Origin of the sequence: Aquitalea pelogenes (genome assembly GCF_001515305.1) — a bacterium.
GTDB lineage: Bacteria > Pseudomonadota > Gammaproteobacteria > Burkholderiales > Chromobacteriaceae > Aquitalea > Aquitalea pelogenes.
Genome location: NZ_LNQV01000028.1, coordinates 24,687 through 47,334, shown reverse-complemented (window position 1 = coordinate 47,334; position 22,648 = coordinate 24,687). Strand labels below are relative to the sequence as shown.

16 protein-coding genes and 1 pseudogene are annotated in these 22,648 nt (G+C 59.5%); 10 read left to right on the top strand and 7 right to left on the bottom strand.

Going from position 1 to position 22,648, the window contains the following annotated elements; genetic code table 11:
- The first annotated feature begins 25 nt into the window (after window positions 1–25).
- Window positions 26–367, top strand: coding sequence for an FKBP-type peptidyl-prolyl cis-trans isomerase (locus tag AWT75_RS13055; protein WP_045846224.1), 342 nt, complete (start codon window positions 26–28; stop codon window positions 365–367).
- Window positions 368–373: 6 nt separating this feature from the next.
- Here AWT75_RS13055 and AWT75_RS13050 read toward each other — a convergent pair whose 3' ends face one another.
- The 4 genes from AWT75_RS13050 to AWT75_RS13035 all read right to left on the bottom strand — a co-directional run bounded on the left by AWT75_RS13050 (window position 374) and on the right by AWT75_RS13035 (window position 7,043).
- On the bottom strand, window positions 374–2,038 hold the full coding sequence (locus tag AWT75_RS13050; RefSeq protein WP_062789487.1) for a tetratricopeptide repeat protein: 1,665 nt from the start codon (window positions 2,036–2,038) through the stop codon (window positions 374–376).
- Window positions 2,039–2,127: 89 nt separating this feature from the next.
- Complete coding sequence (locus tag AWT75_RS13045) at window positions 2,128–3,990, bottom strand: DUF1302 domain-containing protein (RefSeq protein WP_062789485.1); 1,863 nt, start codon at window positions 3,988–3,990, stop codon at window positions 2,128–2,130.
- A gap of 201 nt (window positions 3,991–4,191) precedes the next feature.
- Window positions 4,192–5,424, bottom strand: coding sequence for an MFS transporter (locus AWT75_RS13040; RefSeq protein ID WP_045846223.1), 1,233 nt, complete (start codon window positions 5,422–5,424; stop codon window positions 4,192–4,194).
- A gap of 392 nt (window positions 5,425–5,816) precedes the next feature.
- The gene (locus tag AWT75_RS13035) at window positions 5,817–7,043 is read right to left on the bottom strand and encodes an EAL domain-containing response regulator (RefSeq protein ID WP_153013329.1); all 1,227 of its coding nucleotides are present in this window, start codon (window positions 7,041–7,043) and stop codon (window positions 5,817–5,819) included.
- A gap of 193 nt (window positions 7,044–7,236) precedes the next feature.
- On the opposite strand from AWT75_RS13035, the gene AWT75_RS13030 reads away from it, so the two are divergent.
- The 9 genes from AWT75_RS13030 to AWT75_RS12990 all read left to right on the top strand — a co-directional run bounded on the left by AWT75_RS13030 (window position 7,237) and on the right by AWT75_RS12990 (window position 16,061).
- Window positions 7,237–7,863, top strand: a complete 627-nt coding sequence (locus tag AWT75_RS13030) for a response regulator transcription factor (RefSeq protein WP_045846221.1) — start codon at window positions 7,237–7,239, stop codon at window positions 7,861–7,863.
- A 358-nt stretch (window positions 7,864–8,221) separates the two neighbouring features.
- Entirely contained in the window at window positions 8,222–8,983 is a 762-nt protein-coding gene (locus tag AWT75_RS13025; RefSeq protein ID WP_204377046.1) for an SDR family NAD(P)-dependent oxidoreductase, read from the top strand.
- A gap of 3 nt (window positions 8,984–8,986) precedes the next feature.
- A complete protein-coding gene (locus AWT75_RS13020) occupies window positions 8,987–10,225 on the top strand; it encodes an enolase C-terminal domain-like protein (protein ID WP_062789477.1) in 1,239 nt (412 codons plus the stop codon).
- Window positions 10,218–11,351, top strand: a complete 1,134-nt coding sequence (locus AWT75_RS13015) for an ABC transporter ATP-binding protein (protein ID WP_062789475.1) — start codon at window positions 10,218–10,220, stop codon at window positions 11,349–11,351. Before AWT75_RS13020 ends, AWT75_RS13015 begins: the two co-directional genes overlap by 8 nt.
- Window positions 11,348–12,583 carry an ABC transporter substrate-binding protein gene (locus AWT75_RS13010; RefSeq protein ID WP_062789473.1) on the top strand — a complete coding sequence of 412 codons (1,236 nt, stop codon included), beginning with the start codon at window positions 11,348–11,350 and terminating at the stop codon, window positions 12,581–12,583. Before AWT75_RS13015 ends, AWT75_RS13010 begins: the two co-directional genes overlap by 4 nt.
- 49 nt (window positions 12,584–12,632) lie before the next feature.
- Window positions 12,633–13,586 (top strand): carbohydrate ABC transporter permease, encoded by a 954-nt coding sequence (locus AWT75_RS13005; protein ID WP_062789471.1) that lies wholly within the window; start codon window positions 12,633–12,635, stop codon window positions 13,584–13,586.
- Window positions 13,586–14,452, top strand: coding sequence for a carbohydrate ABC transporter permease (locus tag AWT75_RS13000; protein WP_062789469.1), 867 nt, complete (start codon window positions 13,586–13,588; stop codon window positions 14,450–14,452). The genes AWT75_RS13005 and AWT75_RS13000 overlap by 1 nt, the downstream gene beginning before the upstream one ends.
- Window positions 14,452–15,171, top strand: coding sequence for a GntR family transcriptional regulator (locus AWT75_RS12995; RefSeq protein WP_062789467.1), 720 nt, complete (start codon window positions 14,452–14,454; stop codon window positions 15,169–15,171). The genes AWT75_RS13000 and AWT75_RS12995 overlap by 1 nt, the downstream gene beginning before the upstream one ends.
- Window positions 15,168–16,061: an SMP-30/gluconolactonase/LRE family protein gene (locus AWT75_RS12990; RefSeq protein WP_062789465.1), complete on the top strand. Its 894-nt coding sequence runs from the start codon at window positions 15,168–15,170 to the stop codon at window positions 16,059–16,061. Before AWT75_RS12995 ends, AWT75_RS12990 begins: the two co-directional genes overlap by 4 nt.
- A gap of 57 nt (window positions 16,062–16,118) precedes the next feature.
- Here AWT75_RS12990 and AWT75_RS12985 read toward each other — a convergent pair whose 3' ends face one another.
- The 3 genes and pseudogenes from AWT75_RS12985 to AWT75_RS12970 form a co-directional block, all read right to left on the bottom strand.
- Window positions 16,119–18,986, bottom strand: coding sequence for an adenosylcobalamin-dependent ribonucleoside-diphosphate reductase (locus AWT75_RS12985; protein ID WP_062789463.1), 2,868 nt, complete (start codon window positions 18,984–18,986; stop codon window positions 16,119–16,121).
- Between the two features lie 231 nt (window positions 18,987–19,217).
- Window positions 19,218–19,670 (bottom strand): hypothetical protein, encoded by a 453-nt coding sequence (locus AWT75_RS12980; RefSeq protein ID WP_062789461.1) that lies wholly within the window; start codon window positions 19,668–19,670, stop codon window positions 19,218–19,220.
- Between the two features lie 31 nt (window positions 19,671–19,701).
- A pseudogene (locus tag AWT75_RS12970) lies at window positions 19,702–22,556 on the bottom strand (DUF748 domain-containing protein).
- Between the last annotated feature and the right edge of the window lie 92 nt (window positions 22,557–22,648).

Here is a 22,648-nt window from a genome sequence, read left to right as displayed (position 1 = left end):
TGCAACTGAAGCGGTAACGGAACAGATGGACCAGCAACTGAAAATCGAAGACTTGCACATTGGTGACGGCAAGGAAGTGGTGCGCGGCGCACTGATTACCACCCACTACACCGGCTGGCTGGAAGATGGCAGCAAGTTTGACTCCTCGCATGACAAGGGACGCCCCTTCCAGTGCGTGATCGGCACCGGCCGGGTGATCAAGGGCTGGGATATCGGCCTGATGGGCATGAAAGTGGGCGGCAAGCGCAAGCTGTGGGTTCCGGCGGCGCTGGCTTATGGCGAGCGGCAGATCGGCACGCGCATTCCGCCGCACTCCAATTTGCTGTTTGAAATCGAAGTGCTGGAAGTGCTCACCCGCGACGACTGACAGACTTCAGTCAGCCACCTGCTGTGCCAACAAGCCGGCAACTTCATCCAGCACACTGGCCCAGTCACCGGGCTGCGGCTGACGGAACAAGCGCATGCTGGTATACCACGGGCTATCGCTACGGCCCAGCCCCCAGCGGAAATCCGGGTTGAACGGCAGCAGCAGCCAGCACGGTTTGCCCAAAGCTGCGGCTAGGTGCGCCACCGAGGTATCCACGCTGATGACCAGGTCCTGCTGGCTGATCAGCCCGGCGGTGTCCTGCATGGTGAGCAGTTGCGCCGCATGGTCGATGATGCCGGAGGCAGCCCGCTCGTCTGCATCTTCGCGGTATTCGCGTTGCAGGCTGTGCCACTCGACAGCCTGTTGCAGCAGACCGGATAGCGCAGCCAGCGTCAGGCTGCGCTTGCGGTCATTCAGATGCTTGGCCGAACCGGACCATGCCAGCCCGACCCGCAAGCGTTTCTTCTCTCCCAGCAAGCCCGCCCAATGCTGCTGGCAAGCTTCATCCACCGCCAGATAGCCCTGCGCCGCCGGAATTTTGTCCAGCGTGGTGGCCATGCGCAAGGGCAGCGACATCACCGGGCAGTGCAAGTCAAAGTGCGGCAGTGCCTCACCTTGGGTAAACACCTGACCGGACGGCAACAGCTGGCTGGCCAGCGGTACCAGCGCAGCATTAAGCAGGATCAGCACCCGAGCGCCTTGCGCCCGCAACTGCGGCAGGTAACGCAGCATCTGGATGGCATCGCCCAGGCCCTGTTCCTGATGCAAAAGCAGCGTCTTGCCCGAGAGGTCCTCGCCTTGCCATTCCGGCTGGGAAAAGCGCTGTAAACCGGCACGCTGGCTTAGCTGCTTGTCCAGCTTGCGCGCTTCGTAGTCCTGCCAGCCATGGGCATAGTCGCCTTGCAGCAGCAGGAGCAGCGATCTGTCATAGCGGGCCAGCGCATCTGCCGGGGCGTGTGACAAGGCTTTGTCCAGCAAGGCACGGGCACCCGCGACATCCCCGACTTCTGCCAGCAGATGCGATTTGGCACCCAAGGCACGAACATTGGACGGCTGGCTTTGCAACACGGCATTGAGCCGCTGCATGGCTTGCTGCTCCTTCCCCAGACGATATTCCACATTAGCAAGATTGATCTGTGCCTCTGTCAATTGCGGGTTGATGGCAACAGCACGCTCCAGCAAAGGAAGTGCCTGCATGTAATCGCCGCTACTTGCAAGCAATGCCGCCATATTCACCAGCGCATCGGCATTGTGCGGGTCCAGCCGTATCGCCATGGCAAAGTCCGCGCCAGCCTGCTCGGGCTGGTCCAGCAATACCCGCACATTGCCACGGTTGCTGTAGGCCTCCGCCATGCCAGGACGCAAAGCAATGGCACGGTCCAGATCCTGCAAGGCCTTGGTCAACTGCTGCTGGTTTTTCAACAGGATGCCACGATTGACATAGGCTTCGGCCAGGTCCGGTGCCAGCGCGATGGCACTGTTGAAATGGGCGAGTGCTCCCTTGGGCTGCACCAGTTGCACCAGGGCAAGACCCAGCAGGAAATGCACTTCCGGGCTGTCGGGGAAGGCCTTCAGGACGCGACTCAAACTGTCACGCGCCATGGCAGCCTTTCCCTGTTGCAGATGCTGCATGGCCTGATTGATCTTGTTGAGCGCGAGTTGTTGGTTCATGTCGACTGGGGTATTGGCATGGGTGGGCGGGGAAAACTGCGCCGCCAGTGTAAGGGGCTGCCCCGGTACTGGCAAACAGGACGTGCGGCTTACAAGCGCATGCCCAGCCCCAGGGAAACCAGGCTGCGGTCACGCAGCAGATTGTAATCACCACCGCCGGTTTTCAGATAGCTCAGGTCCAGCTGGTAGTCTCGCCGCACATTCAGCGCCAGGCTGAACATGGTGGTAAACCGCCCCTGAGAATATTGGCCATCATAGGAATAGCCACGCACATCCTGCCCCAGGGTCAGTGCGGGGGTGAGCGTGATATCCGGCCAGCCGGTGGCATAGCGGGCCTCCAGCCGCAGCCGGGCGGCCCAGGCATTGCTGGTGATGAAGCCGTCCAGCCGGCAGGTGGTGGCATCGCCACTGCAAGTGGCATAAGCCTGACTGGCAGCCATGCCCCAGCCCGCACGGCCATAGCGCATCACGGCCGGGTCCGGCAGGGAGAATACATGTTTGAAACCAAGTTCAGCCGCCAGCTTGAAATCACCACCAGCCCATTTGCCCAGCAGACGCTCCGCGCCGAGGCTGAGGTTCATCACCTGATAGCGGTCATAGCCGTCCGCGCTGGCACCTGCCGGCAGTTTGTACAAGCGCGCCAGCGGGCCACGCCCCAGCAACAGGCCGTTGAGAAAATCAGCGCCGTTCCAGGCCAGTGGCTGGTCCGGTATATAGCCAAGCTCGGCATACAGTCCGGTCTGGTCCGGCAGACGGCTGGCAAAGTTCAGCACAAACAAATGCAGATTAGCCGGATAGCTGCGGTAATACTGGCTGCTCAGTCCGGTAGCCTGCGCCTGGCCAGTATTGGCCAGCAAGGGGGTCAGCACGCCCGCAGTATTGTGTTGCACACCGGTATAACCCACCTTGCTGTCGATATTGGCCGCATAAAAACCAAACCTGCCCACGCCATTGAGCAGATATTGCAGGCCGGCACCATATTGCCCACCGGATGGAAGGCGGTCTGGAGCGCGGCTGAAATAGTCCAGCGCATTCGTCAGGGACTGCGCATCGCTGGTGCTGATGCTGCGGTGGGCAATGGCAGACAACAAGGCACCGTTCAGGGTGAGCTGATTGCACCCTGGCTGCACATAATCGCCAGTAGAATAAAAGGTACCGCAACCGGGATAGACATTGGGAGCAAAAGCAAACTGGTAAAAGGCATCCAGGGTCAGCCGCTCGCTGAGGTTCAGCTTGCCGTAGACGGCCCAGTCCGGAATACCCGTCTCGGCCGCCACCGAACTGGCGCGACTGAGTGCTGCGTAATCGGTGGCATTGACCTGGGACAGCATGCCCCCGGCAGTGGGACTCCCCCAGGGAATGGTTTGCCGCCCGGCACGCAACTGCAGGGGATAGCCGGCAAGCGCAGTGGTGCCATATACATAGGCATCATCCAGCACCACATTGCCAAATCGGCCCAAAGGCACGAAGCCCTCATCACTCAGCGGAGCGCCAGACTGGTAATGGTTGCTTACATTGCCATGCAGCACCGATTGCTGTGCCTGGGTGTAGTCATACCAGGCCTTGCCGGCCAGCCGCAGCCCCAGGCCTTGGTATTGCAGGTCGGCCTGTACATAGCTTTCGATCGCAGTGGAAACGGCATCCCCGGCACGATAGTTCTGATCACCATCGTTCAGGGTATTCATGGACGCCCCCTTGACCAGTACCGGGTCCGGGTTGGCCGCGCGGATTACCGTACCAAGGCCCAGCCAGCCGCGCACGGACAGGTTGGCAGCGCCGACATCCTGCGACGTGGCCTCACCCAGCTGCGGTTTGATGGTGGTAATACCATTGCTGACTTCCGCTGCCCACAGTGGCAAGCACAACGCACCCAGCCCTGCCCCAAGCAGCAAGTTGCTGCTGCCGCTTAACCATGGTCGTGCCAATGGTGCCCTGCCATTCTTGTTTTGCATGCTTGTTATGATTATGCCCCGAATTCAAACCATCACATCCGCAACGCCTTGTATGCCACGCCGTTTCCTCAATCGGCTGATGGCTGCGTATCAGATCAGGTCGTCATTCTAACGTCGGCAGCAAAACTTCAACCAGCACAACACCATTACATTTTCTCATCCACCAGTCATATCGCATTACCTGGCCACGCCCCCTTGCCTTCAGGAGTGCGCCTTCGCCAGCTCGGGCGTCACTTGCCCCTGGACGCGCCCCACCCACCACAAGGCCACGCCCACCAGTGCCACAGAACACCAGCCATTCAGGCCATAACCCAGAATCTGGCCACCGGCACCATGACTTAACAACATTCCACCCAACCATGCTCCGCAGCCATTACCAAAAGACTGAATGGCACTATTGGCACTGAGAAATGCTCCACGATGGCCTGCTGGTGGCACCGTGGTCAACAAGGCCTGCATGGGAATCATACGTCCGGAAGACACCACCATGAACACGGAAAAAACAATCACAATCGCAATCAGCGGAATAGCAGGCAGGTGGGTAAGAAACAGCACCGGCACGATGTAAAGCAACGCAAAGATACGAAAAAGCCGGTGCTTGCCATAGCGGTCGGCCAGCTTGCCGATACGGCGGGATGTGAAGAAAGTGGCCGCCCCGCCTGCCATGTAAATCCAGGCGATCTGCTCCGGCGCAATACCATGATTCGCCACCAGAACCGGTGAAACAAACGGTACGATCATCATGTTCGATACCAGGATCACAAAGGTCAGACCAAAGGCCCGCAAGTGCTGTGGATTGCTTAGCAAATGCCACAAATCAGGCAACACCTGCCGCAAAGACGGCGGCGTACTTGGCAAGAACTGCCGAAGGGAAGGCACCAGCGCCAGCGCGGCCAGCCAGATCAGCACCGACAATACCGCGAGCAGGTAAAACGGCGAAGACCAACCCAGATGAGCACCCAGCACGATGCCGGCCGGCACCCCGGCAATCGCGGCCAGCGAAAAGGCCGTCATGATGGTACCGGTGGCTGCGCCACGGCGGGAAACCGGAATGATGTCACTGACAATGGCCATGATGATGGAGCCGAGCACACCACCACTCAAACCGGCAAACGCACGGGCCACCAGCAGCATGTGGAAATTACCTGCCATCGCACACACCAGGTTGGAAACGGCAAACAGGCCGTATATCACCAACAGCAGGCGGCGGCGGTCAAAGCGGTCGATATAGGTGGCGGCAAACAGGCCGGACAGGCCGGAACACCATGAGTAAGCCGAGACCGCAGTGGCAAATGCCGCCGGGCTGATGGCAAAGGCGTGCATGATCTGCGGCCCAAGCGGCATCATCACCATGAAGTCCATGATGATGGTGAACTGGGTTAGCGCCAGCAACCACAGCAGGCCGCGTTCGCGTGATGGGATTGATTCAGCCAAGGGCAACTCCTTGCAGGCATGTCTTGTCCGGACAAACAAGCGCATGATTATTTGATTGACAATATCAACAATATGGTTAGTTGTTGATATTGTCAACATTATTTCTGCCTGATGCTTTTCTGGGTGGTGTGATGATGTGCATTGGCGGATCGCTGTCGTATGCCGGACTGCCCACCATTGCCAGGCAAAAACCGGGCATCAGTTCTTTTACCTCTGCCTAGTGGCCATGTGCAGTCGGAGTAATAGTCACCGACTGGTGGCCACCGCTGTATGAATTACCGGCAACAGCCAGCAGCTGGGCTTGGCTGGCAGGTGTACCAGCATGCACAGGACAACTGACAGCGCTGCAGTATCAGCCTGATTGGACTGGCGCTGTGGTCGCTACGCCGCGTCTAGTTGGCCGTGCCAGCCGGTGTCATCATGAAGGAGTCCAAGCGACTTCGCGACATCGGCTCCGCCAGCAGGAACCCCTGCACCAGATCCACTTGCAATTGTTTCACCAGCTCGAAATCCTGAGGTCGGCTGACGCCCTCCACCACCACCGACACATTCTGGCTTTGCAACATGCGCACGGCAAAACCCAGCAGCTTTTCTGCTGCCGGGTCTCCTGCTGCCTGATGCACCAGCAAGCGGTCAATCTTGACCGAATTGGCCGGAATTTCACGCAAATGATGAAAGCCGGAATATCCGGCGCCAAAATCATCCAGTGCCAGATTAAAACCCATCACCCGCAAGCGAATGGCATTTTCCAATGACAAACTCAAGTTATTCAGCGGCTGGGTTTCTGTCAATTCAAGGGTAATGCGACCTGGTGACAAATGCATGGATTGAATGATGGAATTCAATTTTTCAGGCATATCGGGTTTATCAAATTCGCGGACATTGATATTGACTGCCACACCCAGCCTTTTCTGCGGAAACTTGATATCCCAGGCACAGCAATCCCGTGCAGCCTGGCGCAAAATGGTGCAAAGCAGTTTCTCGCTCAGATTCAACACATCCACCTGCTGCAGGAACACATCGGGCGTCAGCACGCCATGTACCGGATGCTCCCAGCGGGCAAGTGCTTCAACTGAAAGCACCTCAAGCGTTTGCGGATCGATCTTGGGCTGATACCAGGGTTTGATCTGGCCAGCCTGCATCGCATCTTCCAGTTCCTGACGGGAAAACACCATGCTTTCCATCGCCTTCGAAGCCGTGTCATCCGACAGTTGCCGTACACATTGCTGTAACAGGGTGGATAGTTCGCTCGCCGAAAACGGCTTTTCCAGACAAGCCAGTACTGGGAGATGGTAGTGAACGCCAAACCGCTGCACGCTTTGCAGGATGTCCTCGGTATGAGAACTGCAAAAAATCAACTGCGGCAGATCATCCAGCTGGCTGAGGTGACGCATCAACTGAATGCCATCCAGCCCAGGCATGCCAAGGTCGCAGATCATCAGGTCGTACTTATTGGCTTTCAGCAATGAAAGTGCCTGCAGGCCATCCCCCACCTCATCCACCAAGCATGCACCATGCTTATCCAGCATGGAAACGATGACCTGACGCTGCGCCGGATGGTCCTCGGCTACAAGAATCTGCAGCGGACGATGACGTCCGGCATTGAATAACCCTGACATGAAATTCACCTGAAATGTGCTACATTGCTTTTATAAGTTTTATATTATCTTTGCCTCAGCACTGATTGATGATGGGAAATTTCTGATTGAATACTAGATTTATCTTATGAAATTTTTCAACAAACCCATTTACTCTCCAACAGTCCCATAACGAATAAAAACTTCCAATCCTGATCATTTCCGGAGATTAATCATGAAAAGCGTCATCATTGTCGATGATCATCCGGCCATTTGCCTGGCTGTCCGTTCCGTTCTGGAAAAATCCGGCCGGTATGCGGTCATCGGGGAAACCGACAATGGCCAGTCTGTCATCGAATTGGTCAGAGAACATAAAGCCGATCTCATCATCATCGACTTGAACATTCCCCGCATCAGCGGACTGGAACTGATCAAGCGCATCAAGAATCAACATCCCGCCATCAAGTTGCTGGTCTTGTCGGCGCAGGATGAAATGGTGTATGCCTCAAGATCGATGCAGGCCGGTGCAGACGGTTTTGTCAGCAAAAGCAAAGACCTCAACGCCATCCTGTCGGCGTCGGATGCCATCATGGCCGGTTACAGTTTCTTTCCCCGCGACGTGGTGTCCGGCGCCAAGCTTAATGACGAAAACCAGATCGACAGTCGTATCGAAAAACTGTCTGACCGTGAACTTGCCGTCCTGCAACACCTTGCCCAGGGTTTGTCGAACAAGGACATTGCCGACCGGCTGTTCATCAGCAACAAGACGGTCAGCACATATAAGGTGAACATTTTCGAAAAACTGGGTATTTCGAACGTGGTGGACCTGACTGACTTTGCCCGTAACAACAAACTGGTTTGAGCCCGGAGGCGACTGATGCTCGCCTCTGTCTTAAAGCTGTCGGACTTTTCCACCGCCCCTTTCACCCCTTTCTTTGATTCGACTCGTCCGCAGATCGCTGTGAAACTGTAGACGCTCGTCGGGAAGTGCCTCCCTGGCCCAAGTGTCAGACCATGCCTGGTGCAGGGTATGGCTCGCCATGGCTGCATCCCTTCCGTCCTAGCGCCAATGGGACATCAGTAAACAACCATGCACCCTGGCTGGTTTGTCATTTCTGGCCAAGACCATCAAGAACCCAAGCCACTGCTGACCCTTTGACCGGTTACCCAGCTTTTCGGCCACTAGTATGGTAGCGCTCAAATCCAAGCGGGAGATGGTAATGAGCGTAGTGGTCAGTGGGGCTGCCAACGGCATTGGGCAAGCGGTCGCGATGCGACTGGCGGCAGATGGTCAGCCACTGGTATTGGTGGATATCGACGCCAAAGGGCTGGCGCGCATGGCCGAGGCCTTGCCGCGCAACCTTCCCCATCGACTGGTCATCGGTTCGGTTGCCGACCGAGCAACAGCCAATGCGGCGGCGGTAGCGGCGCAAGAACTTGGCGGTGCCCATGGCTTGTCCCATAACGCGGGTATCCAACGTTATGGCTCGGCACTGGACACCTCGCAGCAATGCTGGGATGAAGTCATGGCGACCAATCTGGGCGCAGCCTTCCTGCTGGCCCAGGCCTTGTTGCCCCAGCTGATCGCCAGCCGTGGTGCCCTGGTGTTCATGGCATCGGTGCAAGGCCTGGCCTCGCAGCGCAATGTGGCTGCCTATACGGCATCCAAGCATGGGCTGATCGGCCTGAGCAAATCCATTGCCGTGGATTTTGCCAGCCAGGGCGTGCGCTCCAATGCCATCGCCCCGGGCTCCATCGACACCCCCATGCTGCGCGATGCCATCGCCAGCTCCCCATCCCCTGCCGCCCTGCGTACAGAAATCGACAGCATGCACCCCCTGGGCCGCGCAGGCCATGCCAGCGAAGTTGCCGAGCTGGTGGCCTTTTTGCTGTCTGAGCGTGCCGCCTTCATTACCGGAGAAGTCATCCGCATTGATGGTGGTCTGCTTGCCCGTATTGGCGGCTCACCCTTACAGGACTGAAATATGGCCATTGTAGATATCAAGGCAACAACGGTTGCCGTTCCTCTGGAAGCTCCGCTCAGACATTCCGCCGGCGTGCACTGGCAGCGCTTTGTCCGCACCGTGGTGGAGGTGGTCGACGATAACGGTTTGTCCGGCTGGGGCGAACTGGGCGGTGGCGGCGAAAGTGCCGAAGCGGCCGTCAAGGCCTTGCTGCCTTACCTGAAGGGTCATGATCCGCTGCAGTTTGAACAACTGCGCTGGAAAATCATGAATCCCACGGCCAGCCTGTACAACAACCGTCTGCAACTGCATGCCGCCATCGAAATGGCCTGTATGGATCTGGCTGGAAAGCAGCTGGGCGTGCGTGCTTGTGATTTCCTTGGCGGTGCGCTGCGCGAGCAGGTCGATTTTGCCGCTTACCTGTTCTACCGCTACGAACATGATGGCCACGGTGGTGAAACCATGCCCGAGGACATGGTTCGCCATGCGCTGGAGCTGAAGCAGCGCCATGGCTTCCGGGTTCACAAGCTCAAGGGCGGACACTTTGCCCCCGACCATGATATCGCGGTCATGGAAGCGCTGGCCGCCGCCCTGCCCGGCGACCGGCTGCGACTGGACCCTAACGCCACCTGGTCGGTGGAAGAAAGCCTGCGCGTCGGTCGCGCCATCGCGCATCTGCCGAATGATTATCTGGAAGACCCCACCTGGGGGCTGGAAGGCATGCGCCGCGTGCGCGAACGCCAGCCCATTCCCACCGCCACCAATATGGTGGTGGTCAATTTTGAACAGCTGGCGCAATGCATGCGCCACAGCCTGGTGGATGTCATCCTGCTGGATACCACCTTCTGGGGCGGACTGCGTCAGGCTTACAAGGCTGGCACCGTGCTGGAAACCTTCCAGCACTCCGCCGCCATTCACTCTTCCGGCGAACTGGGCATCCAGCTGGCTTCCATGCTGCATCTGGGCGCTGCCTTGCCCAATCTCAATTTCGCGGCCGATGCCCATTACCATCACCTGAGCGACGATATTCTGGTGGGCGGCAAATTCAGCTATCAGAACGGAGCCATTACCTTGCCGTCCGGGCCGGGTCTGGGGGTCGAAGTGTGCCGTGACAAGCTGGCACAGTATGCCGAGTACTACCGCAGCGTGGGTGGCTATGCCTATGACCGCGACCCCGGCCGACCTGGCTGGTATGGCATTTTGCCGGAGCGGCGCTGGGCCGACCCGCACCAAAAGCAGGTGGGGGTGCACCATGGCTGAAGTCTGCCTGCGCGACCTGGTCAAGGTATACGAACAGCAGGTGGTGGTGCGCGGCATCAATCTCGATATACCCGATGGAGCCTTCGTGGTGCTGGTCGGCCCTTCCGGTTGCGGCAAGTCCACTACCCTACGCATGATTGCCGGACTGGAAAGCATCAGCCATGGCCAGTTGCTGATTGACGGCAAACTGGCTAATGAACTGCCGCCCCAGGAACGTAGCGTGGCAATGGTGTTCCAGTCCTATGCGCTTTATCCGCACATGACGGTGCAGGAAAACCTGGCTTTTTCGCTGAAGCTGGCGGGCATCTCTGCCGCCGAGCGGCAAGACCGGATTGATGCCGCGGTAAAAACACTGGAGCTGGCACCTTACCTGAACCGCAAGCCGGCCGAACTATCCGGTGGCCAGCGCCAGCGGGTGGCCATGGGACGGGCCATCGTGCGCGAGCCCAAGGTGTTTCTGTTTGATGAACCGCTATCCAATCTGGATGCCAAGCTGCGCAACCAGATGCGGGTGGAAATCAAGCGTCTGCAACATCGGCTCAAGGTCACCACCGTTTATGTGACCCACGATCAGGTAGAAGCCATGACCCTGGCCGACATCATGGTGGTGATGAAAGACGGAGCCATCGTGCAGCAAGGCAGCCCGCTGGATGTATTCCGGAATCCGGCCAATCACTTTGTTGCCAGCTTCATCGGTACACCGCAAATGAACTTCTTCCACGGCACACTGCAGCAGGAGGGGGAACACTTCTTCTTTGCCTCGCCGGCGCTGCGCATACCACTGGACCGGACACGCTTTGGCACGGCATTGACGCATGGACAGCGCGTCTGTGCCGGCTTGCGTCCGGAAGACATCCTGCCGCATTGGCCGGATGAAACACCACCAGCGGCAGAAACCTTTGCCGCCACCATCACGCTGTCGGAAATGCTGGGCAATGAAACCCTGCTGTTTGCCGAATCTGCCAGCGGGCCGCTGATTGCCCGCCAACTGCCCCCACGTCCGGTTGCCGATGGCCAGACCCTGCGCTTTACCGTCCGTACTGAAAACCTGCACCTGTTCGATGCCGATAGCGGCATATCGCTACGTGCTGATCAGCCGCAGCGTCAGGAGACCAATACACCATGATACGCCCAGCCCTGCTCCGTTTTGCCCTGCTAGCTGGCTGCCTGTTCAGCACTGCCATCCAGGCCAAAGAAGTACAACTGTTCAATGACAAGGGCTTCTGGAGTGCACCATTGCAGGCCGTGGCCAATGCCGCGCGCACCGATGGCATCAGCCTGAAAATTTCACCTTATGCCAATGCGGAGCAATACAAGACCTTCATTCAGGCCTCGGTCGCCTCTGGCCGCACACCGGAGCTGTTTACCTGGTGGACCGGCGCATCGCTGAATACGCTGGCAGCCACCGGTCAGCTGGCACCACTGGACGCACTGTGGAAAGAGATGGAAGCCGATGGCCGCTTTCAGCCTGGCGTCAAGGAGCTGTTCAGCGTGGGGGGGCAGCCCTATGCCGTTCCTTTGCAGCTGTCGCGCTGGGTGGTGTTGTACGACAAGCGCGTATTTGCCCGTCTGGGCTTGAAACCGCCCAGCAACTGGGCCGAACTGCAAACCGTGGCTGCTCGTATTAAAGCTGCCGGCCAAACGCCGTTTCTGGCCACCACCCAGGATGGCTGGCGCGGCTTCATCTGGTTTCAGGAACTGCTGCTGCGCACCGACCCCAAGGCCTATGTCGGCCTGAACAATGGCAGCGTGGCCTATGACAGCCCGGCGGTGCGCAAGGTATTCAGCATATGGGCCGACATGTATGCCAAAGGCTGGTTTTCCGACCCGCGTTCCAATGAAGAAATCAACGACTTTGTCCGGGGCAAGGGGGTGATGTATTTGTTCGGCGATTGGGCAGTCGGCCTGCTGGGCAAGGCGGGCTTCCCACTCAAGGAGCTGGGCGTATTCATCCTGCCCAATGCGCCTGGTGTGCAGCAGCCGGCCATTATTGTGGAAGGCGCACCGATTGTGGTTTCCCGTAAGGGAGCAGCCAATCCCGATGTAATGAAGACGCTGCGCTTCTGGGTTTCCAACCAGGGTGCGCAAACCTGGGGCAAGGCATCTGGCAACTATATCGGCAACAACAAGATTGCTGCCCCCAATGCCATTGTCAGCCAGGTGAATGCCCAACTGGCCCAAACGCGGCATGCCATGTTTCTGCGCTGGTGGGAAGGCGTGCCCACCGCATTGCAAGGCGAGATGGTAGCGGAATTCAACCGTTTCATGCTCAAACCGGACATGAACACCACCCAGAACGTCATGCAGCGCATGCAAAGCCTGAATGCGGCTTATTGGAGCAAGCGCAAGAAGTCCTGATCCATCGCCTGGCCACAGACCAGCCACCCGCACTTGAACGGAGACCGGCATGAACCCGCTCTTGCAGCACGATCAACAACTGCTGGCCCGCATCGGACTGGCACAAATCAAGGCACGCGAACGCGCCCGACAAGGGCGTCAGTTCCGCCTGGCACTGCGCTTCATGGCACCTGCCCTGCTGCTGGTGACAGCCCTGCTGTTACTGCCGGTGCTGTACAACATCTGGCTCAGTTTTACCCAATGGCAATTGTTTGAGGGCCGGGACGAGTTTGCCGGCTGGGAAAACTATCACCAGTTGTGGTCCAGCCCCTACTTTGACGATGCGCTGGGCAATACCGCGCTGTGGGTGGTCGCGTCGGTGCTGTTTCCCCTCACGGCAGGATTGGGACTGGCGCTGCTGTTCCGCCAGATGCCCGGTCAGGAATGGTTCAAATCCATTATTTTTCTGCCGCGCATTCTGGCCCCGACGGCGGTGGGTGTGATGTGGTACTACGTGTACGCACCACAAGGTATGCTCAACCAGATGCTGGGACAGTTCACCAGCATGCCGGTGGAAACCGGCTGGCTGTTTGAAGAACAGCTAGTCACGCCAGCCATCATCCTGACCTTTGTCTGGCAAAGCTGCGGGTTGGTGATGGTCTTGCTGTTGCTGGGGCTGGCGGCGCTACCGCGCGATCCGCTGGATGCTGCCCGCATGGATGGTGCCCGGCCCTGGCAGGTGTTCCGCCACATCACCCTGCCCTTGCTCGCCCCCACCTTGCTGATGGTGGTGATTCTGTCAGTACTGGCCGGCTTTACCGTGTTTGACCTGCTGTGGGTGATGGGAGCGAACTATCCGCAGCAGCGCACCCTGTCGCTGGCGGTGTTCATGTACTTCGAAGCCTTCCAGAAAAACAGCTGGGCCTTTGCTGCCGCCACCGCCGTGGTGATTGGTGGCGTGGTGCTGGCCGTCACCTGGCTCCAGACCTTATTGCAAGCCCGTGTAGACAGGATGGTCCGCTGATGCAAAACCTGACATCGCAACAAGCCAATTGGCTGGCCCTGCCGCCTCCGGCATCTCCGCCACGCTGGGGCAAGGCCCTGTGCGGATTAGCCATCGCCTTGCTGTGGCTGCTGCCCTTCAGCTATGTCTTGCTGGCCATCTTCAAATCCACCGCCGAGTATGCCGCCTCGCCTCCGTTGTCCCTGCCCGAGGGTGTGTCCCCCTTGCTGGAGAATATCCGCATGGCCTGGGAACAGGGCGATATGGCGCAGGCCATGCTCAACTCCAGCTTGTATGCCGCGGTGGGTGCCTCGCTGGCGGTGCTGCTGGCCGCCATGGCCGCTTATCCGCTGGCACGCATGCAATTCCGGCATCGTAATCTGTGGTTCCTGCTGCTGTTTGCCGGCACGGTGTTTCCCTTCCAGATGTACCTGATTCCACTGTTCTTCGGCTTCCAGTGGGCTGAGCTGCTGGATACGCATCTGGGCATGTGCCTGCTGTATACCGCTATCTGCATTCCCTTCCCGGTGCTGGTATTGCGCAATTACATGCAGAACCTCAGCCTGGAAATCGACCAGGCGGCACGGCTGGATGGCGCGTCGGAATTCACACTGTTCTGGCGCATCATCCTGCCCAATCTGCGCGGCCCGATGTCGGCGGTGTTCCTGTTGCAATTCACCTGGATCTGGAACGACATGCTGTTTTCCTCGGTGCTGGGCAATAGCCCGGACACCCGTTCCATCATGAATGCCTTGCTGGTATTCCAGGGCAGTTATGCGCAAAGCGGGCCCAATATCATGCTGACCGCCGCCGTGCTGGCCTCGCTGCCCACCTTATTGCTGTTTGTGCTGCTGCGCCGTCAGTTCATGCAAGGTCTGCGAGTGTAATGAGCAAGCCTGCAGCCTTGGCTACGCCCAAACCCTTTGTGCCGGATCCGCGCCAGCCGCTGGCGCGCCAGCTATACCAGTTGCTGCTGGAGCGGATTTGTCGCTTTGAACTGGAACCGGGCCAGCTGATTTCCGAAGCCTCGCTTTCCGCCACTCTGGGCGTCAGCCGCACCCCGGTGCGGGAGGCGATGGCCAGGCTGGCGGAACAGGGTCTGCTGGAAGTCATGCCGCAGCGGGGCAGCCGTGTACTAACGCTACGCCGCAGCGATCTGGAAAAGTCGCAATTCATGCGCGAAGCACTGGAAACTGCCATGTTGCGCAAAGTCATGGCCATTGCGGATCGCCACGTCCTGCTGATGCAGCTGGACAAGGAAATCACTCTGCAACGTACTTATCTGCAAGTGGGCGATCTGGAACGCTTTTATCAGTCGGACGAGGATTTTCACCGCCATATCGCCCTGTTTGCCGGCTGCGGCCCGGTGATCGAGGAGATTGCCCGCGTCAAGGTGCATATGGACCGTTTCCGGCAACTGACAGTGGCCTCGGTGGAGGATCTGGCCATGGTGATTGCCCAGCACCAGGCCATACGCGACAGCATTACCGGCAGCGATGGCATGGCAGCGGAAGCCTGCCTGCAGTTGCATCTGCGGCGGATATTCTCTTTTCTGGAGCAGGCGCAAGCCCTGTTTCCGCACTATTTTTCCGAGCCAAAACCATGAAGATTGCCATCTGGGGCAGACAACGCGACCAGGTAGGCGAAAGCCCGTTCTGGGATGCGGTACACGGCTGCTTGTGGTCGGTGGACATGACGGCACAGGCCATACGCCGCCGCTCGCCGGATGGCCGCACCGACAGCTTTCCCACTGCCGAACTGCCTGCCGCACTGGCGCTGAACCGGCAGGGTGACATGGCGGTGGTGGCCTTCGCCAGCGGCACCGCGCTGTGGACGCCCACGCAAGGGCTGTTGCACTGGCTCACCCGGCCGGAAACGGACCCAGAGCTGCGGCTGAATGAAGGCAAGTGCGATCCGGCCGGACGCTTCTGGGTGGCCAGCATGGAAAACAATCTGGACGACAATGGCCAGCCACGCGCCATCTCCCGCTTTGCCGGTCGCCTGTGGCGTACCAGCGGGGAGCAAGCCATCGCCTTGAGCGCAGCCGAATTCGGCTGTCCCAATACCATGGCCTGGTCGCCCGACCAGCGCTGCTTTTATGCTGGCGACAGCCAGCGCAATGCCATCTGGGTGTGGGACTACGACGCGGCATCCGGCGACATCAGCCAGCGCCGGGTGTTGCAACAAGGCGGGCCGGGCATTCCCGATGGCTCGGCCATGGATGAGGATGGCTGTCTGTGGACGGCCCGCTTTGGCGGAGGCTGCATCGTGCGTACCACACCGACAGGCAAAACCGACCGCATCATCCCGCTGCCGGTACGCAACCCGACCAGTTGTACCTTCGGCAATGCCGATGGTGGCAAACAGCTGGATACCCTGCTGATTACTTCCGCCCGCTTCGGCCTGAGCCAGCCCGGCCCACAGGATGGTGCGGTACTGGCCATTCGCACTGGTCACTGCGGACTGCCGGAAAACCGCTACCAGGACGATGGCTGAGGCTCAAGCCAGCAGGCAGGTCAGCTTACAGACCGACCCACCCGCAAGCACTACGCCTTAACCACAAGCCCCCACATGGCCGCAGGCGGTGCAGAATTCACAACCATCCTTCTTGATCAGCGCATGATTGCCGCATTCCGGGCAGGGCTTGCCGGACAAGGGTTTGAGTGCAGGCTGGGCGGCAGTTTCCGGGCTGAACAGATCGCTCTGCTCCGGCACCATCACCCCCATTTCCTCCAGTGGCACCCCATCCTGGGTCAGTACCCCCAACATGGCGTAGCGGTGAATCATCAGCTGCGCCATATAGGCCACGGTGGACGGCCAGCTTTGCGATTTTTCCTGCCCCGGAATGCGGGCAAAGAAGTCACCTTGCGGCTCGGCATAGCTCAACAGCTTACGCAGCTTCATGCCGATCCAGGCCGGATCGATCACCCGCATGTCCAGCGACAGCATCTTGCACAGGCCATCCAGTTCACGCGGGTAATTACCGGCCAGCCACACCGAGTACGGGCGGCGCTGGCCATTGGGCAATACCAGTTCTTTCAGGAAGAGCACGAAATCGTCACCGGTTTGCGGGTTGGCCACATCCACCGACCAGCTCATGGTGCCATCGGTGCCGGATTTCGGTTCCTTGCGGGCAAACAGCGCATCCATCACCGGGGTGGGTTCGTGCTGGTCAGCAGTCAGTGCGCCCAGCTGTTCCACGCGATGACGTACCACCTGCCCCAGCGCGGCGGCAGCGGAAGTGGCATAGACGGTGCGTTCGCCCAGCTCGAACACATAGCGCTTGTCGCCATTGGTATGCGACAAGGCTTCCAGCTTGGCCGACAGCCAGGCGTGGTCGCGGCAGCGCATGTCCATCGAAAGGGTCTTGGCAATCGCGCCCAGGCCACGCTGTTCTTCGGTGGCATTCACCCAGCACTCAAACGGCGTGATGCGGCCATTTTCCACATGCCCCACCACCACGGCAAAGTCACCGGCCGGGCCTTCCACCATATAGGTCCAGGACGGGTTGCCCTCTTTCAGCTTGGGCCGGTTCGGCCATTTCAGACTGGCCAGCGCCGGGCTGGGCGCGGTGTTCAGGGTGATGCGGCGGTCCGGGTCGCCATCCTGGCTGGCGGACAGGTCCTGCGGGGCTTCCTTGGCGCTTTCCTTGGCCGGTTCCACCGACAGTACTGAACCGAGCACGCTGTTGGGCCGGTAAGTGGTAATGCCCTTCAGGCCATTGCGCCAGGCTTCCAGATACAGGCTTTCGAAATCGGCAAACGGATAATCCGCCGGCACGTTCACCGTCTTGGAGATGGCGGTGTCGATAAACGGGGCCACGGCAGCCACCATGCGCATATGGTCCAGCGCACTCATTTCCAGTGCCGAGACAAAGTAGTCCGGCAGCGCCTGGGTGTCGCCACCCTGCATGCGGTACACGCGATAAGCATGGTCTTCCACCAGGTATTCCTGGGTCGTGCCATCGGCCATGCGCTTTTTACGGGTGTAGAACCAGGAGAACGGCGGTTCGATGCCATTGCTGGCGTTATCGGCAAACGCCAGCGAAATGGTGCCGGTAGGGGCAATCGACAGCAGGTGCGAATTGCGGATGCCATGCTTGCGGATACGGGCCTTGATGCTGTCCGGCAGGCGGCTGGCGCAGTGCGGTTCGGCCAGGTATTTGTCGGCATCGAACAGCGGGAAGGCGCCCTTTTCGATGGCCAGATCCACCGAGGCATCATAAGCGGCATCGCGCATGGCCTCGGAAATACGGGCGGCAAAGCGGCGGCCCTCTTCGCTGTCGTAGCGGATTTTCAGCATGATCAGCGCATCGCCCAGGCCGGTAAAACCCAGACCGACGCGGCGTTTGGACTGCGCTTCGCGCTCCTGCTCTTTCAACGGCCATACGGTCAGGTCCAGCACATTGTCCAGCATGCGGATGGACATGCGCACCACGTTCTCGAAGGCCTTGAAATCAAAGCTGGGCTTGGCTCCAAACGGTTGACGCACGTATTTGGTGAGATTGACCGAACCCAGGTCGCAGCAGCCGTAATCCGGCAACGGTTGTTCGCCGCAGGGGTTGGTGGATTCAATCACCTCGCAATAGGACAGGTTGTTGTCCTGATTGATCTTGGACATGAACAGCACGCCCGGCTCGGCGTGGTCATAGGTGGATTCCATGATCTGCTGCCACAGCGCACGGGCAGACACCTTGCGGTACACCCATAGGCCGTCGGCACGCTGGTAGTGGCCGGGGAAGGCGTCGGTGGCCGGTTCCACGCTGTGAGTCAGCTCCCACTCGGCGTCGGCTTCCACCGCGCGCATGAAATCGTCGGATACACCAACCGAAATATTGAAGTTGCGCAGGTCGCCCTTGTCCTTGGCGTGGATGAAGTCTTCCACGTCCGGATGGCTGACATCGAGCACACCCATTTGCGCACCGCGACGGGCACCGGCGGATTCCACCGTCTCGCAGCTGCGGTCAAACACCCGCATGTACGATACCGGCCCGGAGGCGCGGCTATTGGTGCCTTTTACCCGTGCCCCCTTGGGCCGGATGCGTGAGAAGTTGTAGCCCACACCACCGCCACGACGCATGGTTTCGGCGGCCTGCAGCAAGGCTTCGTAAATACCGGCCTTGCCATTGGAAGGTTCGGAGACCGAATCGCCCACCGGCTGCACAAAGCAGTTGATCAGCGTGGCGCGCAGCTCGGTACCGGCAGCGGAATTGATGCGGCCACCGGGAATGAAGCCATTGTCCAGTGCCTGGAAAAACAGCGGCTCGAAGCGGGCCGGGTCCTGCTCCAGCGCCGCCAGGGCACGGGCTACCCGCAGTCTGACCTCGCTGACGCTCTGTTCATCACCCTTGGCATACTTTTCCAGCAATACCTCGCGCGAGATATCCTGCTCCAGCATGACGGCACTGTTTTCACGCTTCATTCCGGCCCCTCGATTTCCTGAAATTTTTGAGAATTTTCCTGACTTCTGCAGCCTTGCCACTTTGGCAATCCATGACTTTACGCCTGTTCGGCTGGCATTGCACACCCGCTTGCCGATATCCTGCCGATGGTGGATGCTGCGAGAAACTCACAACATCTGGCAAAAGAAAACGGCGTACTACACCATATGTAGTTACGCCGTTTATTGATGGACATCAAGCCGTTTTATGCGCTACTTGCTGGACAACTTGATCCCCAGCGGCACACCGTCCCGTTCGGCGCGGGTTTTGGCCGGGTCGCCAAGCGTGATGCGATCGGCCAGAGTGTTGTCATTGCGCATCATTACCTTGCGGGCATTTTCCGCCCGCTGACGTGCCAGTGCCTGCAAGGCAGCGACATCCACTTTTTGCGCAGCCATCAGTTCGCCACGCAACAGTTTGGCCAACGCAGCTCCGGATGGCCCACCCGGATTCAAAGTACGCGACATCAGCTTCAGACGCCCCAGTTCGCGCGCGTAGACCGTCTTGATGGCGTCCAGCATGGCCGGGTCGGCCATGTCCGGCACCGGCAGCGGTTCGCCCGGCAACAGGCTGCGTCCGGCGGCTTGCAGGATGGCGCTGTCCACGCGTGCCCGCGCCAGTTCCTTGCTGTCCAGCTCGGGATCGTAGCTGCCGGCAAGCTGCAATGCATCTTGGGACGCTTGCTCATCAAGCCCGCTACTTCTCCAGTTTTTCCCGCTCCGGCGGGGCGACATTGGCTTCGCCCGGAATGAAGAACACATTGTCAAAGCCATCGCCCCCCAGCAGTGCACCCAGCGCGCGGAACGGGGCGGTGACCACCTTGGTCACCACATTCACCAGTGCCTTCCACACAATCTGGCCATAGCTGAACTGGGGGTCGTCCAGGCTGCCGGATACCGGCAGGTCCAGATCGATCTTGCCGTCGCTATCCTCCAGCAAGGCCACGGCCAGCCGCAGCGGCAGGTGCGTGCCCTTGTAGTCCGGCACCTCATCGCCCAGCTGGATGGTGTTGATCACCACCCGGTTCTGGCCCTTCATCTGGCGGTGGTCCAGCAGATAATGCAGATCCACCGTCAGGCGGCCGTCATTGATGCGCCAGCCGGCAAAGGTGGTGGCATAGGGGTTGAGGTTGTTGAGCGGAATATTGCGGAAAGACAGCGTGACATCGGTATTGTCGGTTACCGCCATCGGGGCCAGCGCGCCACGCACCCGCACATCACCGTACTGATCGACATCACCATCCAGGGTAATGGTGCCAGTACGGCCCGGACGGGTGGACAGGCCCTGAATCGAACCGCGCAGATGGTGCATCTGGGTGGCAAAGTTCGGGTTCATGCTCTGGTCGGCAAACTGCACCTTGCTGCGGTTCAGGTGGATGCTGCGAATATCCACTGGCGGAATCGCACCAGCCTTCGCTGGCGTGACTGGCGTGGCCGATGGCGGATTAGCGGCAGACTTGGCGGCAAAAATGCGCTGCCAGTTGAGCTGGCGCTTGGCATCCAGAATCAGCCGGGCCGACAAGGCTTCCAGCTGGATGTCCTGCACCGCCACACTCAGCGGCAGGCTGGCATTGCCTTGCGCCTTGATGCCATTAACCTTGAGATTGTTCCAGCCAGCAGCGGCAGTTTCTCGCCTGGTTCCATGATGGCCAGCTTGCTGATGCCCGCGGTACCCGCCACTTTCCAGCCCTGACTGGCAGACTCGACATTCAGCTCGGCATTAAGCTGACCACCGCTCATGCGCAAGGGTGTACCGGTCAGGCCATAGGGTGCAAACGGAGCCAGCGGCAGCGACTGGGCATTCACCCGGCCCTTGATGGCGGTGGTGGCAGGGTCCAGCTGCAATGCGGCAGTAAACTGGCCGGATTCCAGCTTGCCACCCACGTCCAGCGCCAATTGCTGCGCCTCTTTTGCCTCCAGCCTGGCCGTGACATCGCGCAGCGTGGCACTGACCGGCCGCGCCAGGGTCTGGTCGGTCCAGCTGATCTGGCCGTCATTCAGATTCAGCAAGGGATAGTGCAGCTGCCAGCCGGGCTGTTTTTTGTCCGCATCGGCCTTGCCTGCTGTCTTGACTTCCCTGGCGGCCTTGCTCTCCTTGCCCGGCGCAAACAGCTTCGCCAGGTTCAGCTGCCCCTGCTTGTTGCGCTCCACCGCCACGCGCAGGCCCTGAACATCCACGCTACCCGGTTCAATCAACTGCCCCTGCTGCACAATGCGGGAAGGCTGCAACACCAGCCTGGCCAGGGCAATCTGTGCGGGCTGCGCGGCATTACCCAGTGTGATGTCGGCCAGTTCACCCGCCAGCTTGTCCACCGCAAAACCGCGTTTAGGGTCGAGTTCAAAGCGGGCGTGCAATAGCGGCAGGCGGGCTGCCACTTGCAGCGGAGTGGCAAAACCGGCATCGCCAAAGCGGTATTGCCAGTTGGCCAGCTTGATGTCTTCCACCTTCACCTGCCACGGCGAAGGGGCTGCTTTGCTGCTTGCGGTGGATGTGGAACCCGCAGCCGGGCTGGCCGGCAGGGCTGCCAGCCAGTCCAGGCTGCCATCCGCCATGCGCTGTGCTTCCAGGCTGCCACCATCCAGCGCAATCTGTTGCAGGCTCAACTGGCTATGTTGCAGGTCAAAACGCCCCCCTTTGAGCTGCAACAAAGGCAGGACAAAACGATGCTGCGTACCCGGAGCCTGCATCTGCAAGCCCTTGAGTTCGGCGTTGAAGGGGCTGATCTGCAACTGTGGCGTCTTGCCTTTCAGATCAAACTGATAGCTGGCCTGTACCGATAGCGTGCCTTGCGGCCTGGCAATATTGAAATGCGGTTTGACGTATTCCCAGATGCTGGCCAGGGTAAAACCGCGGATGCTGGCCTCACCACTGGATTGCAAGGGCTGCAATTGCAGGCTGCCTTTCCAGTCCAGCTGGGTGCCGTCGCCCAACGCGGCATGCAGGCGATAGCCACCGGCTTCGGGCAAGGTGGAAAGATCGGTCAGCGCCAGATTCAGCGGTGACACCTTGAAGCTGTCAGTACCGGCCAGCTGGTCCTGGAACATGAGCTGGCCATTGCGGATGTTCAGCGCCTGCAGCAGGAATTTGGTCGGTGAGCCATCGTCTTTTTTGGGCTGGGCCGGGCCACTGGCATCACTGATGAAGCGCGCCCAGTTCCACTGGCCCTGGGTGTCACGCTGCACCCATACCTGCGGAGCATCGACGCTGAATTCCGACAACTGCCAGCGCCCCAGCAGCAAGGCAGTCGGGTCCAGATTCACATACACCCGGTCTGCGGCAAACAAGGGGCTGCCCTTGCCCTCGGCCAACTTGAGCTGGCGGATTTCCACTGCCATGCGCCAGGGATTGATCGAAACCTCCCCTAGGCTCAGTTTGCGGCCGATTCCTGCCGTCCATTTGGCCGCCTGACTCTGGACGATGCCCGGCACAATACCCGCCAGAAACCCCCACAGCAACAGCAGCACGGCGACAATGCCGGCCAGCCAGCGCCGCCAGCGTCGCGGCTGGCGGGATGAAGGAGATTTCCCAGTACTCTGATCAGTAGCGCTCATGACATTCTTCTTTTTGACAGCAACTTTCATTTTAACTGTTTTATCAAACAGTGTTAGTTACATGTTGTTAGCAAGCATGTACCGCAGAGAGC